Genomic DNA, 15,642 nt, shown 5'->3' with positions numbered 1-15,642 from the left:
CTCAATATCCCATCGGCGGCGATGGTTCGTCGCGGGGTTCCGCCAGTCGCATCTCGTCGGAATTGTCGCTGCCGAGATCCTGAAAAGCGCGGTAGGTGAGCACGAGGAGAAAAGCGAAGAACGAAAACGAAATCACGATAGCCGTCAGGATCAGCGCCTGCGGCAGCGGGTTGGCGGCGGTATGGGACAGCGTGTCTGCGCCCGCCGGAATGATCGCCGGGACCGAACGCGTCAGGCCGCCGGCGGTAAACAGCAGCAGGTTGACGCCATTGCCGAGCAGCACGACGCCAAGGAGAATACGGACGGTGAATTTCGACAGCATGAGATAGATCGCGGCCGAAAAGAACAGGCCGATCAGGATCGCGAGCGGCGTTTCCATCAGCGTTTTCCTCCCGATTTGCGGCGCTTCTTCTTCGTTACCGGATCTGGCGCGCCCTCTCTTGCGGACGCAGCCGTTTCGGCGCGCCGCGACGTCGTGCCGCGCAATGCCGGAGCGGGAAACTCAGGACCGGGTTCCTGTTCCAGCGCCAGCACGATCGAGGTGATGGCGCCGAGCACGACGAGGTAAACGCCGAGATCGAAGGATATGACCGTCGACAGCGGAATGTCCGTGCCGAACAGGCTCGGCGTGATCCACAGCCCGGTCATGAAGGGCACGCCGGCAAAGATCGACACGAGGCCCGACAGCATGGCGATCAGAAGGCCTGCCCCGGCGATTGCCATCGGATGGAAGCGCAAGGCCCGGCGCACCGCACCGGTGCCGAACGCAATCCCGTAGATCGCCAGACCCGACACAGCGATCAGACCGCCGATAAATCCGCCGCCCGGCTCGTTATGGCCGCGCAACAGAACAAAGACCGAAAAGAGCAGCGTCAGTGCAGTGACGACCGGGGCGACGGTGCGAAGAATGATGGTGTTCATGGCAGGGCCACCTGTTCGAAGCTTTTTGTCACCCGCCGCTCGTTCCTGTGGTTCAGCCTTGCCGTATTCCCGTGGCCCAGCCGTCCAGCACGAATGCGCTCCACCCTGCCAGCGCGACGTTGCTCCACACTCCCCTCATTCCTGTGCCTGTCACAGGAATTCAGCGCACCCAAGTCCTTGGGTGCGGGAGAGGTGGTCGCGCGAGACGCGTCATTCACGGCGCGGACGCGCCGCGGCTGGGTTCCTGTGACAAGCACAGGAATGAGGGACGTTGGGGGAAGCGTCCGGGCTTTGATCATCGGTCTGGTCTCCCGGTCGATGGTTTGGCCTGCGGGGCTTTGGTGGTTGGGGCTTTGGCCGCTGTCTTTCCAATGGGGATAGCTGTCGCCGTCCGTTTCGCGCCCCCTGCCCCAAGTTCCGTCTTCGTCCCGGCCCGGACCCGGACGAGCGCCAGAACCGCGAGCCCGGTGATCATGACGACGGCGATTTCGCCCAGCGTGTCAACGCCGCGGAAGTCGACGATGATGACGTTCACGACGTTGGCGCCGTGGGCGATGACCTTGGAATAGGCGTTGAAGAAATCCGTCAGCGCGTTGTCGAACGGCGTCTCCACGGATTTGAGCAGCAGCAGCGTAAAGCCGGTGCCGCAGGCGAGCGCTATCGTGCCGTCGAACAGGCGCTGGAGGAGCGGCCGGTGATCGGACGGCGTCAGACGGAGGCGCGTCATGACCAGCGCCAGGATGACGACCGAGAGCGTTTCGACCATGAACTGGGTGAACGACAGATCCGGCGCGCCAAACAGGAGGAAGAGAACGGCGATGGCAAAGCCCTGGATGCCGAGCGCGACGATTGCCGTCAGCCGGTCGGCCGCGCGCAGGACCGCCGCAACACCGATCACGGCAATGCCGAGAAACACCCATTCGTGCAGGGCAACGGTCTGCGGGAACGCCGGCATGGCCGGGAATTCATTGAACAGGAAGGGTGGTACCAGCAGGGTAAGCGCCAAAAGGATGAAGGTGGCGGTGACATAGATTTCCAGCCGGCCGGGCTGGAGAATGCGGGTCAAGACGACTGACAGGCGTATCAGGCCTTGAACCGCATGGTCGAAACCGCGATCGGGCCCGGGACCGAGCGCATCGAACAGTCTTCGCATCAACCCGCGTGCCGTCTCCAACTGCCACAGGACCAGACCCGCAAGAACCAGGGTGAGGACCGAGAGGAGAAGCGGCAGACCGAGATGCGGCACGGTGGAGATGTCGATGACCGTGTTTTCATGCAGCACGGCGCTTGCCATGGGTGTTGAAAAATACTGGTGCGCGATGCCCGAGAAAACGCCCGCTAAAAGTCCGAGCAGCGCGAGAACGACGGGGCCGAGCCACAGGCCCCATGGCCCTTCATGGACGGGCCCAAGATCCGGGCGGTTTGGACCGAGAAAAGGTTTGAAACCGATCGCCAGCGCCAGCGCTCCCATCAGCGCGTTGCCGATGACGGCGAGGCAGAGAAAGAAGATCGCTCGCGGATTGCCGTCGACGAGCGCCAGATAGATTTCTTCCTTGGCGAGAAATCCGAAGAACAGCGGCAGGCCGGCCATGGAGAGGGCCGCAAGCGCTGCCGCTGCAAAGGTGACGGGCATCGCCTTGCGCAGGCCGCCGAGTTTCGAGATCTCGCGCGTGCCCGTCTCGTGGTCGATGGCGCCGGCCACCATGAACAGCGCGCCTTTGAACAGCGAATGGGCGATGAGATAAAGCACCGCGGCCTCGATCGCATGGTCGGAGCCGAACCCGGTCAGCATCACCATGAGGCCGAGCGAGGCCATCGTCGTGTAGGCGAGCATCATCTTGAGGTCGGTCTGCCTCAACCCGAGAAGCGCGCCGGAGATCAGCGTGATGCCGCCGAAGAAGGGAAGCAGGATTTCCCAGGCGGGCGTATCGCCGAGAACCGGCTGCAGCCGCATCAGGAGATAAACGCCGGCCTTTACCATGGTTGCCGAATGCAGATAGGCCGAGACGGGCGTCGGCGCCTGCATGGCGTTGGGCAGCCAGAAATGGAACGGAAACTGAGCCGATTTGGTAAAGCAGCCGGCGAGAACCAGAAGAAGAATGGCGAAATACTGGGGGCTGGCGCTGAGCGGTAGACCCGAATGCAGAAGAAGCGACAGCTGGGTGATGCCGGTGACGTTCCAGAGGAGAACAAGGCCAGCAAGAAGCGCCAACCCGCCGCCGCCGGTGACGACCAGCGCCTGCAGCGCAGCCCTTCGTGCCTCTGCCCGGTCGTGATCGAAGCCGATCAGCAGGAAGGAGGCGATCGAGGTCAGTTCCCAATAGACGAACAGCATGAGAAAACTGTCGGAGACGACCAATCCCAGCATGGCACCCATAAAGAACAGGATGAAGGCGAGGAAGCGGCCCTGCTGTGGGTGGCCCTTCATGTAGGCGCCGGAATACAGCACGATCAGCGTGCCGATGCCGGTGATCAGCAGCGCGAAGGTGAGCGACAGGCCGTCGAGAAACCAGGAGAAGGACAGGTTGAAACTCGGCACCCAGACATAGCCGCCCGTGGCAGATTCTCCGGCGGCAATTTCCGGAAGGAAGCTCAGGAAATGCAGGCATGCCAAGGCGGGTGCGAGTGCGAGAACAAGCGCTGCGCGATGGCCCATCAGGCGCGAGAGCATGGGGGCAAGAAGTGCTGCAAGAAACGGCAGCATGAGTGCCGCGAAGGTCAATGCCGGCGTGGTGGCGGCCATGGTCCCCTCCCGTTGAGTATCCTCGCAAATCCCTGCCGAGCGGCAGCGCCCCACGGTTTCTAAGGGAAACCCGTCTGTCCCTCAAGCATTGACGGGCAAGAAACACGGCACCGTGACCTTTATCGACAGGCTGAACGCACCTATCTATGGCTTACAACGAAAGGATGGTTCAGATGTCCGACGTCATCACCAAGAAAGTCCAGAAGACAGATGCAGAATGGCGCGAAGAGCTGACGCCCGAGCAGTATCAGATCTTGCGCCAGGCGGGCACGGAGCGTCCCTTTACCGGGCCGTACTGGAACGCCAGGGATAAAGGCATCTACAGCTGCGCCGGTTGCGGCACGGATCTGTTCGTGTCGGATACCAAGTTCGACAGCGGCTGCGGCTGGCCGAGCTACTTTGAGGCTGTCAGCCCCGATGCGGTGACCGAACTGCGTGATACCACGCACGGCATGGTGCGCACCGAAGTCCGCTGCGCCACCTGCAACGGCCATCTCGGGCACGTCTTTCCAGACGGCCCACCGCCGACCGGCCTGCGCTACTGCATCAACGGCCACTCGATGAATTTCCGCCCGGCAGATTAATCAGCGGGACGGATGTCACCAAAGTACCGACTTGAAATTGACAGCGGCCCCATCCGGGCCGCTGTTTTCGTTTGGCTCACTCCGGCAACTCGACCGTGAACGCAAATCGCGCGGGTTGCCCGGCGGGCAGCATGACGGTGTAGGGACGCGATTCGAGATCGGCACTGGTCCCGTTCTGGGCGGCCGTTCCGTGCCAGGGCTCGATGCAGAGGAAAGGGCCGTTGAGCTTTTGCCAGAGCGCGAGGTTTGGCAGGTTGTCGAACGAAAATTTCAGCTCCGGGCCGCCTTCCGCCGCATAGGTCAGGCCCGTTCCGGCGCTCTCTGCAAAGATCATCGCGTCTTCATCGAACATGTCGTGCGACAGCGTCAGCTTGCCGGACGTGAACGGCGAGGCAAGTGGCGTGGGGTCGATCAGCCCGCCGGACAGGCGCGTCATCGCCGGTTCGCCGCCGTTGTCGAGCGTGATCGTATGGGCGTGGCCTTCTCCACCCGGCAGCGGCCAGAGGAAGGCGGTGTGGAAACCGAGGCCGAAGGGCATGGGCCGGTCGCTGCGGTTTTCCACCTCCGCCGAAATCGTGAGTTTCGAACCGTCGACCGAGTGGGTGACGGCAAGGCGGAAATCGAACGGGTAGACGCTGCGGGTGGTATCGGATGATGCAAGCTCGAAGCGGCAGCTGGTCTCGTCGGAGGCGGCGAGCGTGAAGGTCGAGCGGCGGGCAAAACCGTGCTGCGCCATCGGATAGGGTTTGCCTTCGATCACCACGGTATCGGAGGGCGCCTTGCCGACGATCGGGAAGAGGATCGGCGAGCGGCCGGCCCAGAAGGCGGGATCGCCGTTCCAGAGAAAGTTGCGGCCATCCGCCGTCTTCAGCGACTGCATTTCCGCACCGAGGGGTGAGATTTCAACGGAGATACGATCGTTGGCGATGCGGGTCACGGTATCATCTGATGCAGCGGACATGCGGCTCTCCTGGCAAATTTTAGGCTTGAGGCGCAGGATTGCCTACCCTGCGCGTCGGTTAGATGACGATCAGACGGTTTCCGGGGGAATCGCATATTGATCGTCGCTGACCGCCTCCATCCAGTCGGCGGTCTTGCCGTCGAGCGCTTCCCCGATGGCAATATGGGTCATGGCCGTCTGCGACGATGCGCCGTGCCAGTGCTTTTCGCCCGGCGGAAACCAGACGACGTCACCGGCGCGGATTACCTGGACCGGGCCGCCCCAAGTCTGGGTGAGGCCGGAACCCGAGGTAACAACCAGCGTCTGGCCGAGCGGATGGGTGTGCCAGTTGGTGCGGGCGCCGGGTTCGAACGTGACCGATGCTGCAACGACACGGGCCGGTGCCGGTGCGGAATTCAGCGGATCGAGGCGGACTGTGCCGGTGAAATACTCTGCCGGCTGCTTCTTGGAGGCCTGCGAGCCAACACGCTTGATATCCATGGAAAAGATCCTTCGTCGTCATGCGATTGATGCGAATGCGATGTCAGCCAGCATATAGGCCGTTCGGACGGAAGTGCCATGAGAAAGCGAAGGACGTCAGCCCGCGACCCTGAGCTCCATGCAGGCAAGATCGAGCCAGCGGCCGAACTTGATGCCGACTTCGGAAAACGTGCCGGTCAGGCGGAAACCGAGCCTTTCATGCAGACGGATGGAGGCGGCGTTGCCCGCTTCGACGCAGGCGATCATCACATGAATGCCATTCGACGCGGCGCGGGTGATCAGCTCGCGCATCAGAAGACGGCCGATGCCCTCGCCGCGGGCCTCGCGGTGCACATAGACGGAATGTTCCACCGTATGACGAAAGCCCTCGAAGGCGCGCCAGTCGCCGTAGGATGCGTAGCCTTTGACGACCCCGTCCTCGTCGGCGACCAGAACCGGAAATCCTCTCGCCTGGCGTGCCGCAAACCAGTCGCGACGGTTGGCGAGATCGACCAGCGTCTCGTTCCAGATCGCCGTCGTATTGGCGACGGCGTCGTTATAGATCTCGAGGATCGCAGGCAGGTCGGCTTCGGTGGCATCGCGGATCAAAGGGGGCACTGGCTATCGTCCATTATAGTGATTGCCCGTCCACTTTATCAGACGGCCGCAACGTGTAAAGCGGGCGGGCGTCTTGCGGACTCGATCGGTCAGGCACTGGCCGACAGGCTAAAGCAGGTCATGACTGCACTATAGTGGACGGCAGCTGCCGCGACGACAAAGGAATGCCAGATGGCATTCTGGAAGCGCAGTCTTTCCCACACGTGGAAGATGACGCCGAGCGAATAGATCAGGCCGCCGATAACGATCAGCAATGCGGAAATCGGCGGCAGATAGGCCGAGACAGGTTCCGCAACCATCAACCCGCTCCAGCCCATGGCCAGATAGAGAAGGATGGTGAGCCGGTCGAACCGGCCGGGGAAAAAGCATTTGATCAGAATGCCGAAAATCGCTGTCGCCCAGATCGCGATCAGCATCCCGAAGATCCAAGGGTCGGAGGCGCCGCGCTGGAGGAATGGCGTATAGGTGGCGGCGATCAGGATGAAGATCGCCGAATGGTCGAACCGCCGCAGCAGCCACTTGGTCGGCGAGTGCGGCCATATGTTGTAGGTAAACGAGATCGACAGGCAAAGGATCAGCCCGATCCCGTAAATCCAGGCGGCAACGATCTCGCCATGGCTCGACCACATGGTGGCGTAAAATATCAGGGCCGTGGCGCCGATCAGGGCGAAGACCAGTCCGATGCCATGGACAATCCCATCCGCGACGATCTCGTGAAAATCGTAGTTTCTGCCAAATTTGAAGAGATCGCTCATTACCCACCTTCCATACCGGTCCCAAGAATGGGGCCGAGCGGAAAGCTTGGCAAGACTGCGCGATTCACAATAAATTTCCGATGGTTTCAACTCTTGGTCATGAGCCGAAAACTGTGGCCGCACGAGCCGGTTCCGGATGGTGTGGGAACGGCGGCAATCAAGCCTGCACGGCTAGAGGCGGCCGCCCGAGCGTCAATAAATCGAGAACAATCTATCGCCGAACTGCTCACTATCGTGAACGATCGAGGGCGCGCATAACTGTGGAAAGATTGCGCATGGCGCGTCGTCATTTCGATCCCGTTGAAAGCTGGAGGACAGATCATGACAGAACAGCAGCAGCCGTTTGCACTCAGCCGCCCGCTGCATGTCGGGCGGGCGCATCTGGTGGTCAACGATCTTGCTCGCGTCTCCGGTTTCTACCAGACAATCATCGGGCTTTCGGTGCTTGAAAAGACGCCGAGCGGCGAGGTTCTGGGCGTCGCCGGCGTGCCGCTCCTGACGCTGACGACGGGCGGCAACGTGGCCCGCGCGCCGCGCAATGCGGCCGGCCTCTTCCACACGGCCTTTCTGGTGCCGGGCCGCCTTGAGCTTGCCCAATGGCTGGCCCATGCAGCGCATAACAATATCCAGCTCGAAGGCGCATCGGATCATCTGGTGAGCGAGGCGCTCTATCTTTCCGATCCCGAAGGCAACGGCATCGAGATCTACCGCGATCGCACGCCCACGGAATGGACCTACCATCAGGACGGCACCGTGGCGATGGCGACCGACCGGCTGAACCTTCAGGAGCTATATAACAGCGCGCCTCAGGCAGCGTTTACAGGCATGGCTGAGGGTACGGCGCTTGGCCATATCCATCTTCAGGTCGGCGACATTCCGCAGGCGGACGCCTTTTACCGCGACGTGCTGGGCCTGAAGATCATGGCGCGGTATCCCGGTGCGAGCTTTTTCGCGACTGGCGACTATCATCACCATATCGCTGCCAACGTTTGGAACAGCCGCGGCGCCACGACCCGGCTTGAAAACATGACCGGGCTTTCCGATTACACCGTGAAGTTCAACGATCAGTCGGCCTTGGCGAACGCGCTTTCCGCACTGGAAAAGCACGAAATCGCGACAACCAAAACCGCCGAGGGCTGGGCTCTCAGAGACCCGTGGGGCATCGGCCTGACGCTTGCTGCGTAACGCGCGCTGAATTCCTGATCGTTGCGATCGTAAACCTGAGCAGTATTCCGGAACCGGAACACTGTTTTTGCGTTGATCGCGACAACGAGGACATCAGACAATTCATGGCCATGACGAGCACGCGCGCAGCCAATCCTAAAAAACGGCTGATCGACTTTGCCGCCAACCGGTCTGCGCATCGCAAGGATGCCGTCATTTCCGGCCTGGAGAGCGAAGACGCCGATGAGAGCCTCGTGCTGGGGCGCGAGGCGCTGGAAGTCGCCAAGGCCTGGGCCGTGATCGGCATCTTTGCGATCGTTTTCTTCGCCATCGTCCACATGATGTCGCTGGTGCTTATCCCTGTCACGCTTGCCGTCGTCGTCGGACTGATTCTCGGTCTGGTCGCGGATAAGCTTGGCCGCCTGGGCGTACCCAAATTCGGCATTGCGATCATCCTCTCCAGCGCTGTGTTCGCCGCGGTCTTTCTGGTCGTCAACGCGCTGGCCGAACCGTTTGCGATGATGATCCAGGAAGGTCCGAGCTTTCTGCAACGCATGATCGACCGGATGATGCCATTTCTGCAGCGCCAGGAATGGCTGAACATCTCGCCGGCCACGTTCGAAACCGGGCCGATGTCGATGCAGGCGCTGTTGGAGAATTCCGGCAACATCCTCAGCGTCGTTACCGCCAATCTGACGCCGGCCGTCGTGCAGGGCATGATCTTCTTTGCGGCGCTGCTTCTGTTTCTCTACGGCAGGCTCCGACTTCGCCGTACCCTCATCCTCGCCTTCCCGCGGCGTCACCAGAGACTGATTGCGATCCGTGTGCTGAACGCAATCGATCAGGTTCTCGGCTATTATTTTGCGACTGCGAGCGTGCTCTATCTCGGTCTCGGCATCGTGATGATCGCAATCGCCTATTTCGGCGGCCTCAGCATGCCGCTTCTCTGGGGTCTGTTCGCATTCCTGTCGAGCTTCATCCCGTTTCTCGGGATCACGATCATGACCCTCGCTGTTGCAGCAGGTGGCATCATCACGCATGACACCCTTCTCCTTGGACTGCTGCCCGCGATCGTGTTCTTCTCGGTGCACTTGCTGATGGAAAACCTGATCTTCCCCGCGATCATGGGCCGGCAGTGGGAGATCAATCCCTTTGTCGTGTTCGTCGCCATCCTGTTCTGGACATGGATGTGGGGCGCCGTTGGCGCCATGCTGGCGCTGCCCCTGTCGCTGATCATGATGACCGTACTGTCGGAACTGTTTCCAGAAAAGAAGACCGTTCCGCATCTGCCGGGCTAAAGCCCGGCGATGTCAGCGACCCGTCAGTCGTAAAGGTAGTACTTGTCCCATTCCTCACGCGGTATCTTCGATCCGACCTTGTAGTCGAAGGCGGTGACGCTGAGCCCTTCAGCGTTGGTCTCGCACTTGAATTTCAGCTTGAACCAGTCACCGCCGCTGCGGAACGCTGCGCCGGTTGCCTTGAGGCCGTTGTCGTTCCCGACCGGGTCTGAAAACGTGTAGGCAATCACCTTGTCGGGGCGGAAATCGCCTTCCTTGCGCAGGCGATCCATCGCCTCGAGATCGCAGCGCTGTTCGACTCTTTCTTCCGGTGCAAGGGCGTTCAGCTGGCGAACAATGCGGCCGTCGAGCGCGTGGGCAGGCAGGGTGGAGGCGGCGCAAATCAAGAGAGCGCCTGTCATGGATGCCCGGGCGGGCAGCAGTATCGTCATGGAATCCTATCCAAAGTGACTCGGACGGGGCGGAAACTAAAAGACGGATTCGTCGTTGACCACCTACCAGAGCGGGAATTATCCTGGCGCGTATTCTTTAGGTGGTCGGGACCGGAATCGGCGTCATGCAAAGCGGACTGAACAGATGACAGCCGAACTGGCGATGGTATTCCTGATGAGTGGCATTGGGCTATCATTGGTCGTCGCCTTCATATTCTGGCAGCAGCACCGTGACCTCACACCTCTCGCCAAGTCCCGCGAGCGCGAGAAGAAGTAGGCTCACGCGGCTCGCCCGCTTGCCTCACGGTCCGGCCGCCCCTATCTCTGGCACTCCTTTCATGACTTCGGAGTGCTTCCTTGGCCCCCTCCCCGAAAATGCCGTTCGAAAATCTGCCGACGCCTCCGGTCGCGGCGAAGAAGCCGGTGACGGATACCCGTCACGGCATTACCCGCACCGACGACTATGCCTGGTTCCGGGCCGACAACTGGCAGCAGATGTTCAAGGATCCGTCGATCCTCGATCCAGAGATCCGCACCCATCTGGAGGGTGAGAACGCCTATATGGAAGCGGCGATGGGCGACACGGCCGCGTTGCAGAAGACGCTGTTTGCCGAAATGCGCGGTCGCATCAAGGAAGACGATTCCTCCGTGCCGATGAAGGACGGACCGTTTGCCTACGGATCGCTGTTCGTGACCGGCGGCGAGCAGCCAAAGTATTTCCGCACCCCGCGCGACGGCGGCGATCAGACGATCCTGCTCGACGGCGACAAGGAAGCGGTGGGCAAGGACTATTTCCGTCTGGCCGGCATCGACCATGCGACGGACCATTCCAAGGGCATCTGGGGTTACGACGACAAGGGTTCGGAATATTTCACCTTGCGGGTGCGCGATCTTTCGACCGGCGAGGACATGTCGGACGTGCTGGAAAACACTGCCGGCGGCGGCGTCTGGGCGCCTGATGGCAAGAGCTTCTTCTATACGCTGCAGGACGAGAACCACCGTCCCTCCAAGGTCTTCCACCACATTCTCGGCACGCCGCAGACGGACGACCGGCTGGTGTTTGAGGAAAAGGATCCGGGCTTCTTCATGGGGGTCGGCGGATCGCTGCTGGACGACGTGATCTATCTCGATATCCACGACCACGAAACCTCGGAATACCGCCTCATCCCGACCTCCGACCTCACCGCGGAACCAAAGCTGGTGGCGGCGCGCGAAGAGGGCATCGAGTATTCGATGACCGAAGGCGGCGATGTCTTTTATATCCTCACCAATGACGGCGATGCCAAGGACTTCAAGATCGTCGAGGCGCCGTTTGCGGCACCGGGCAAGGAGAACTGGAAAGAGATCGTACCGCACGAGCCCGGCCGGCTGATCATTTCGCACATGGCCTATGAGCAGCACCTGATCTGGCTGCAGCGCAACCAGGGTCTGCCGGAGATCATCATCCGCGACCGCCGGACCGGCGAGGAACATTCGATCGCCTTTGCCGAGGAAGCCTATTCGCTGGGGCTTTCGGGCGCTGCGGAATATGACAGCACCGTCATCCGCTTTTCCTATTCGTCGATGACGACGCCGACGCAGCTCTACGACTATGACATGGTCACACGGACGCGCACGCTTTTGAAGACGCAGGAGATCCCCTCCGGCCACAATGCCGCAGATTACGTGACCCGCCGCGTGATGGCCCCGTCCCATGACGGCGAGCTGGTGCCCGTGTCGCTGCTCTACCGCAAGGACACGCCGCTCGACGGCACCGCGCCTTGCCTTCTCTACGGCTACGGTGCCTATGGGATGACCATTCCCGCATCGTTCTCCACCAACAACCTGTCTCTGGCAGATCGCGGCTTCATCTATGCCATCGCCCATATCCGTGGCGGCAAGGACAAGGGGTTTGCCTGGTACGAAGACGGCAAGATGGAAGCCAAGGAAAACACGTTCAAGGATTTCATCGCCGCTGCCGACCACCTCGTGGCCGAGGGCTTCACGTCCTATGAGAACATCATTGCCGAGGGAGGTTCGGCCGGCGGCATGCTGATGGGGGCTATCGCCAACATGGCGCCGGAAAAGTTCGCGGGCATCATCGCGGCCGTTCCGTTCGTCGATGTGCTCAACACCATGCTCGACGATACGCTGCCGCTGACGCCGCCGGAATGGCCGGAATGGGGCAACCCGATCGAGAGCCTGGAAGAGTACCAGTGGATCGCCGCCTACTCGCCTTATGACAACGTGGGTGCAAAACCCTATCCGCCGATCCTTGCGATTTCCGGCCTCACCGATCCACGCGTGACCTACTGGGAACCGACCAAGTGGGTGGCGAAGCTTCGCGAATTCTCGACCGGCTCGGCACCGATCCTGCTCAAGACCAACATGGCTGCCGGCCATGGCGGAAAGTCGGGGCGTTTCCAGCGTCTGGAAGAGATCGCCTTCGAATATGCATTCGCGATCAAGGTGGCCGGGAAAGCCTGACCGGGCGGATCGCCGCAGAATCGGTCACCTCGAATGACAATCGCCGCAGTGCCTCTATCGGGTGCTGCGGCTTTTTTTGTGGGAAAAATCGTTTTGGATATGCGGAAACGCGCATATGCCCTGGCGGCGTTCGGTTTTCCCGTCAGATCGCTGATTTTTCGACAGAAATCGCGGCGGCGCGAATAAGTCCCATGCGCGCTGTCAAGCCCCAAAACCGGCCGGAAATCTCCCGGCGCAAGCTTCGCACAAGCTTCAGGCGTTAACTCTTGCTTAACCCAAGCGAGATCGAGGCGGTGCCATGAAGATCGATAGTGGCCTCAGCGGCTACAACTACCCCCAGCGGGCGGTCGACATCGATCGCAAGCAGGACGAAACCCAGCAGCGCGACACACCTGCGTCTACCCGTTCCAGCGGTTCGCTGACCGGCAGCAGCACACTGTTTGCAAGCTCGCTGGTGAGCGCCCTGTGGGCCCTCGATGCCGGCGACGACAGCGCTTCGACCTTTGCCACAAGCGGCGCGACCGCTCCCGTGCAGCAGGCCTGGGTTCAGGACATCTACCAGGAATTCTCCTGATCAACGTCTGATCGATCATGGCCCGTCACCGCGGTGACAATCCCCGTTCAGGGTTAACATTCCCTGAAGCCGCCCTTCAAGCCAACACGCTGATCCTTGTCCCTGTGGTGAATGCGTCCTATGTCAACCTCCAGACATTAGAGGTTTGAGCCTGCCATGCTATCGATCGGCGATCTTTCCAAACGAACCGGCGTCAAGGTGCCGACCATCCGCTATTACGAGCAGATGGGCCTGCTTGCCGCCGCCACGCGATCTGAAGGGAACCAGCGGCGCTACGAGCGCAGCGATCTGGACCGGCTGGCCTTCATCCGCCACGCCCGCGATCTCGGCCTCGACATTTCCGCGATCCGTGAGCTGATCGCGCTCGGTTCGCATCCGCAACAGCCCTGCGGCGATATCGACCGGATCGCAGCCGAGCATCTTTCCGGCGTGCGCGAAAAGATCGCCAAGCTGAAGAAGCTCGAGGAGGAACTCGAGCGCATCGTGTCCCACTGCGACGGCAACCACGCGATCAAGGACTGCTATGTGATCCGCTCACTCTCGGATCACGGGCTCTGCGAGGGGGAGCATTGAGGGGTTAGAGGCGGTTGCGTAGTATGTCATCGCTCACCAGACGGCCACTGAAGAAGAGACCGAGGATGATCACCTCGGAAGAGCGGACGACAAAGGCTATGCTGACACTGCGCCGATAGCCGATGATACGGATGCCCGGGACCTCGCTCTCGCGCACTGTTCCTCGCTCCGGAAAATCAGCGAGACCATTGAGAAAAGCACGCAGTTTCGTCACATAGGTCCAGGCGACGGTCGGGCCGGCACGGTCAGCGACGTAATCGTAGAACTCTGCAACTTCACGCTCGGCTTCCGGATGCAAGATGATCGCATACCGGTTCCCCATGGACCTTATCGGCCTTCGTCGGCAGATTTCGCTTCGGCGGCAAGGCGGGCGCGGTGCCTGTCTTCCAGACGCGAGAAAGCATCGTCAATCGAAACGCCCTCTGCCCTGCCCTCGATCAGCTCGTCATACCGGCCCGGAATTTCATTCCGGAGCCATTTCTCCAAGGGCTGCTCGTTGCTTTCAAGCATCTGGAGACCGGCATCAATGACCTCATCGGCATTCTCGAAGCGGCCGGACTCGATCTGTTTTCTGATGAAACGCTCTGCGTCCTTGCTCAACGCGATGTTCTTCATCACGGCCCTCGCTTTCAAGACAGCACTGACTGTAGCACTCCTCACGCCACCGAGACAGTCATCAACACCCGCTTGACAAGCATTTTATTCCGGCGCAGAAAGTTGTCATGATGATTACGTGCACCACCACCGCCGCAACGTATTTTTGGGCCTACCTGTAAAGGGCGGCTCGACAGTTCATCATGTCAACAAGCCGCCGTCAGGCGGCTTGGTTGTTTCTAAGGGCACCTGACGGCACGACGAGACCGAAAAGGAATGCCGGAATGCCCCCGATTTCGATCGAAGACAGCGAGATCTCACTGCCGCGCCCGGCCGTGGTGACGATCCGCGCCGCCAAACGCCACGATCTGCCGCAGTTGAAAGAGATGATCGCAGCCCTTGCCGCGCATCACAACGATCTGGCCGACATTACCCCCGAAATGCTGGAACGCGACCTGTTCGGCGACCTGCCCTGGATCACCGCACTGGTTGCGGATGCGGGCGACGCCCTGATCGGCTACGCCATTCTCGTGCCGCTCTACCGCGCGCAGGAGGGAAGCCGCGGCATGGACCTGCACCACCTGTTCGTGCGCGACGGTCACCGTGGCCACGGCATCGGCCAGCATCTCGTCTCGCGCGCCCGCGACATGGCCCGCAATGCAGGCTGCGGCTATCTCTCGGTCAGCGCCGCCACCGGCAACTTTGCCGCCCACAAGTTCTACGAACAGATGGATTTCAAGCCACGCCCGGTGACGGGCATGCGGTATATGCAGACGTTGGTGTGAGGCTGGGACACGGCAATACCGTCCGAATGAGCGGGACAGACCATACTGTCAGTGCAGCGCAACCACGTTATTCCGACGCGGGATCGATCGCGCTGACCACTCGAGCGACGATGTCATCCATCGTCGCCTCGTCCAATGTCTCGATGTATTTCGCGGTCTTGGCCAGTATTCTGGCCGGTATATCGAAGCTGCGAACCTGATTACAGACGGCGATCCCCGTCGTATCGTGGCCGGTGACAACGACGGCCAGACCGACGTCCCGGGTCAAGGCGCCACCGGTGGTGATCGGCACCGTCATGCTGACTCCCAATGCGTTGATCGCCCGCGGGGTGATCACGACGAACCGATGCCTGTTCTTCATCTCCCGGCCCGCGACAGGGTTGGGATCGATCCAGAAAACATCGCCGCGATTGGGGACGTTGCTGCGGACCATCATGAAATTTCGTGCCCGACGGGGTCTCCCTCCATCACCCAGGCCATGTCCGCATTCAGGCTGGAGACGACCTCGCCGCCTTCGAGCAACTCGCTAAGCTTATAGCGCCGCTGGGTCTTTCTGATCGGCTTTACGACGAGTTCACCGTCGTGCATTTCCAGCGACAGCTGATCGCCGACCTGCAGTTCCATCGTCTTGAGAATGGCAGGCGGAATTGTCACGACGGCTGCCCCGCCCTGCCGCCTGATCTTGGTAATGATGGTCATGTCTCACCTCGTATGTG

Annotated in this window: 19 protein-coding genes and 1 pseudogene; 8 read left to right on the top strand and 12 right to left on the bottom strand. The window is 61.0% G+C overall.

Going from position 1 to position 15,642, the window contains the following annotated elements:
• Window position 1: 1 nt before the first annotated feature.
• The 3 genes and pseudogenes from ACQY1K_RS04655 to ACQY1K_RS04645 form a co-directional block, all read right to left on the bottom strand.
• Window positions 2-379: a Na+/H+ antiporter subunit C gene (locus tag ACQY1K_RS04655; RefSeq protein ID WP_062453487.1), complete on the bottom strand. Its 378-nt coding sequence runs from the start codon at window positions 377-379 to the stop codon at window positions 2-4.
• A 134-nt stretch (window positions 380-513) separates the two neighbouring features.
• Window positions 514-921, bottom strand: a pseudogene (locus tag ACQY1K_RS04650) (Na+/H+ antiporter subunit B); the annotation flags it as partial.
• Between the two features lie 295 nt (window positions 922-1,216).
• Window positions 1,217-3,664 (bottom strand): putative monovalent cation/H+ antiporter subunit A, encoded by a 2,448-nt coding sequence (locus ACQY1K_RS04645; RefSeq protein WP_430258422.1) that lies wholly within the window; start codon window positions 3,662-3,664, stop codon window positions 1,217-1,219.
• A gap of 173 nt (window positions 3,665-3,837) precedes the next feature.
• On the opposite strand from ACQY1K_RS04645, the gene msrB reads away from it, so the two are divergent.
• Entirely contained in the window at window positions 3,838-4,248 is a 411-nt protein-coding gene (gene msrB / locus ACQY1K_RS04640) for a peptide-methionine (R)-S-oxide reductase MsrB (protein WP_113165218.1), read from the top strand.
• 76 nt (window positions 4,249-4,324) lie between these two features.
• On the opposite strand, the gene ACQY1K_RS04635 is transcribed toward msrB, so the two are convergent.
• From ACQY1K_RS04635 to trhA, 4 genes are all read right to left on the bottom strand, one after another.
• A complete protein-coding gene (locus ACQY1K_RS04635; protein WP_430258421.1) occupies window positions 4,325-5,209 on the bottom strand; it encodes an aldose 1-epimerase family protein in 885 nt (294 codons plus the stop codon).
• 69 nt (window positions 5,210-5,278) lie between these two features.
• On the bottom strand, window positions 5,279-5,689 hold the full coding sequence (locus tag ACQY1K_RS04630; RefSeq protein ID WP_325261427.1) for a (R)-mandelonitrile lyase: 411 nt from the start codon (window positions 5,687-5,689) through the stop codon (window positions 5,279-5,281).
• Between the two features lie 96 nt (window positions 5,690-5,785).
• Window positions 5,786-6,286, bottom strand: a complete 501-nt coding sequence (locus ACQY1K_RS04625; RefSeq protein WP_062579636.1) for a GNAT family N-acetyltransferase — start codon at window positions 6,284-6,286, stop codon at window positions 5,786-5,788.
• Window positions 6,287-6,375: 89 nt separating this feature from the next.
• Entirely contained in the window at window positions 6,376-7,041 is a 666-nt protein-coding gene (gene trhA, locus ACQY1K_RS04620; protein WP_062453491.1) for a PAQR family membrane homeostasis protein TrhA, read from the bottom strand.
• Window positions 7,042-7,362: 321 nt separating this feature from the next.
• On the opposite strand from trhA, the gene ACQY1K_RS04615 reads away from it, so the two are divergent.
• Both ACQY1K_RS04615 and ACQY1K_RS04610 read left to right on the top strand, forming a co-directional pair.
• Window positions 7,363-8,226, top strand: coding sequence for a VOC family protein (locus ACQY1K_RS04615; protein WP_430258420.1), 864 nt, complete (start codon window positions 7,363-7,365; stop codon window positions 8,224-8,226).
• A gap of 104 nt (window positions 8,227-8,330) precedes the next feature.
• Window positions 8,331-9,503, top strand: coding sequence for an AI-2E family transporter (locus tag ACQY1K_RS04610; RefSeq protein ID WP_062453493.1), 1,173 nt, complete (start codon window positions 8,331-8,333; stop codon window positions 9,501-9,503).
• Between the two features lie 23 nt (window positions 9,504-9,526).
• Here the strand turns inward: ACQY1K_RS04610 and ACQY1K_RS04605 are convergent, their stop codons facing one another.
• On the bottom strand, window positions 9,527-9,934 hold the full coding sequence (locus ACQY1K_RS04605) for a DUF930 domain-containing protein (RefSeq protein ID WP_082471859.1): 408 nt from the start codon (window positions 9,932-9,934) through the stop codon (window positions 9,527-9,529).
• 145 nt (window positions 9,935-10,079) lie between these two features.
• Here ACQY1K_RS04605 and ACQY1K_RS04600 point away from each other — a divergent pair, with 145 nt between their 5' ends.
• The 4 genes from ACQY1K_RS04600 to ACQY1K_RS04585 all read left to right on the top strand — a co-directional run bounded on the left by ACQY1K_RS04600 (window position 10,080) and on the right by ACQY1K_RS04585 (window position 13,547).
• Window positions 10,080-10,211, top strand: a complete 132-nt coding sequence (locus ACQY1K_RS04600; RefSeq protein ID WP_274604795.1) for a hypothetical protein — start codon at window positions 10,080-10,082, stop codon at window positions 10,209-10,211.
• 98 nt (window positions 10,212-10,309) lie between these two features.
• Complete coding sequence (locus ACQY1K_RS04595) at window positions 10,310-12,400, top strand: S9 family peptidase (RefSeq protein ID WP_430258913.1); 2,091 nt, start codon at window positions 10,310-10,312, stop codon at window positions 12,398-12,400.
• A 298-nt stretch (window positions 12,401-12,698) separates the two neighbouring features.
• The gene (locus ACQY1K_RS04590) at window positions 12,699-12,974 is read left to right on the top strand and encodes a hypothetical protein (RefSeq protein ID WP_062579631.1); all 276 of its coding nucleotides are present in this window, start codon (window positions 12,699-12,701) and stop codon (window positions 12,972-12,974) included.
• A gap of 156 nt (window positions 12,975-13,130) precedes the next feature.
• Window positions 13,131-13,547, top strand: coding sequence for a MerR family transcriptional regulator (locus ACQY1K_RS04585; protein ID WP_062453496.1), 417 nt, complete (start codon window positions 13,131-13,133; stop codon window positions 13,545-13,547).
• 4 nt (window positions 13,548-13,551) lie between these two features.
• Here ACQY1K_RS04585 and ACQY1K_RS04580 read toward each other — a convergent pair whose 3' ends face one another.
• Window positions 13,552-13,869, bottom strand: a complete 318-nt coding sequence (locus tag ACQY1K_RS04580) for a type II toxin-antitoxin system RelE/ParE family toxin (protein ID WP_062453497.1) — start codon at window positions 13,867-13,869, stop codon at window positions 13,552-13,554.
• A gap of 5 nt (window positions 13,870-13,874) precedes the next feature.
• Window positions 13,875-14,162: a type II toxin-antitoxin system ParD family antitoxin gene (locus tag ACQY1K_RS04575; protein WP_430258419.1), complete on the bottom strand. Its 288-nt coding sequence runs from the start codon at window positions 14,160-14,162 to the stop codon at window positions 13,875-13,877.
• A 182-nt stretch (window positions 14,163-14,344) separates the two neighbouring features.
• Between ACQY1K_RS04575 and ACQY1K_RS04570 the strand changes: the two genes are divergently transcribed.
• Window positions 14,345-14,926, top strand: coding sequence for a GNAT family N-acetyltransferase (locus tag ACQY1K_RS04570; protein ID WP_082476155.1), 582 nt, complete (start codon window positions 14,345-14,347; stop codon window positions 14,924-14,926).
• A 67-nt stretch (window positions 14,927-14,993) separates the two neighbouring features.
• Here ACQY1K_RS04570 and ACQY1K_RS04565 read toward each other — a convergent pair whose 3' ends face one another.
• Both ACQY1K_RS04565 and ACQY1K_RS04560 read right to left on the bottom strand, forming a co-directional pair.
• Entirely contained in the window at window positions 14,994-15,362 is a 369-nt protein-coding gene (locus ACQY1K_RS04565; protein ID WP_113165201.1) for a type II toxin-antitoxin system PemK/MazF family toxin, read from the bottom strand.
• Entirely contained in the window at window positions 15,359-15,625 is a 267-nt protein-coding gene (locus tag ACQY1K_RS04560) for an AbrB/MazE/SpoVT family DNA-binding domain-containing protein (protein WP_092661629.1), read from the bottom strand. The genes ACQY1K_RS04565 and ACQY1K_RS04560 overlap by 4 nt, the downstream gene beginning before the upstream one ends.
• Window positions 15,626-15,642 lie beyond the last annotated feature (17 nt).

It is taken from the genome of Neorhizobium sp. IRS_2294 (genome assembly GCF_050500145.1).
GTDB classification, from domain to species: domain Bacteria; phylum Pseudomonadota; class Alphaproteobacteria; order Rhizobiales; family Rhizobiaceae; genus Neorhizobium; species Neorhizobium soli.
Note: the sequence above shows the minus strand (reverse complement) of the source record. Positions and strands in the feature narration are given on the sequence as shown.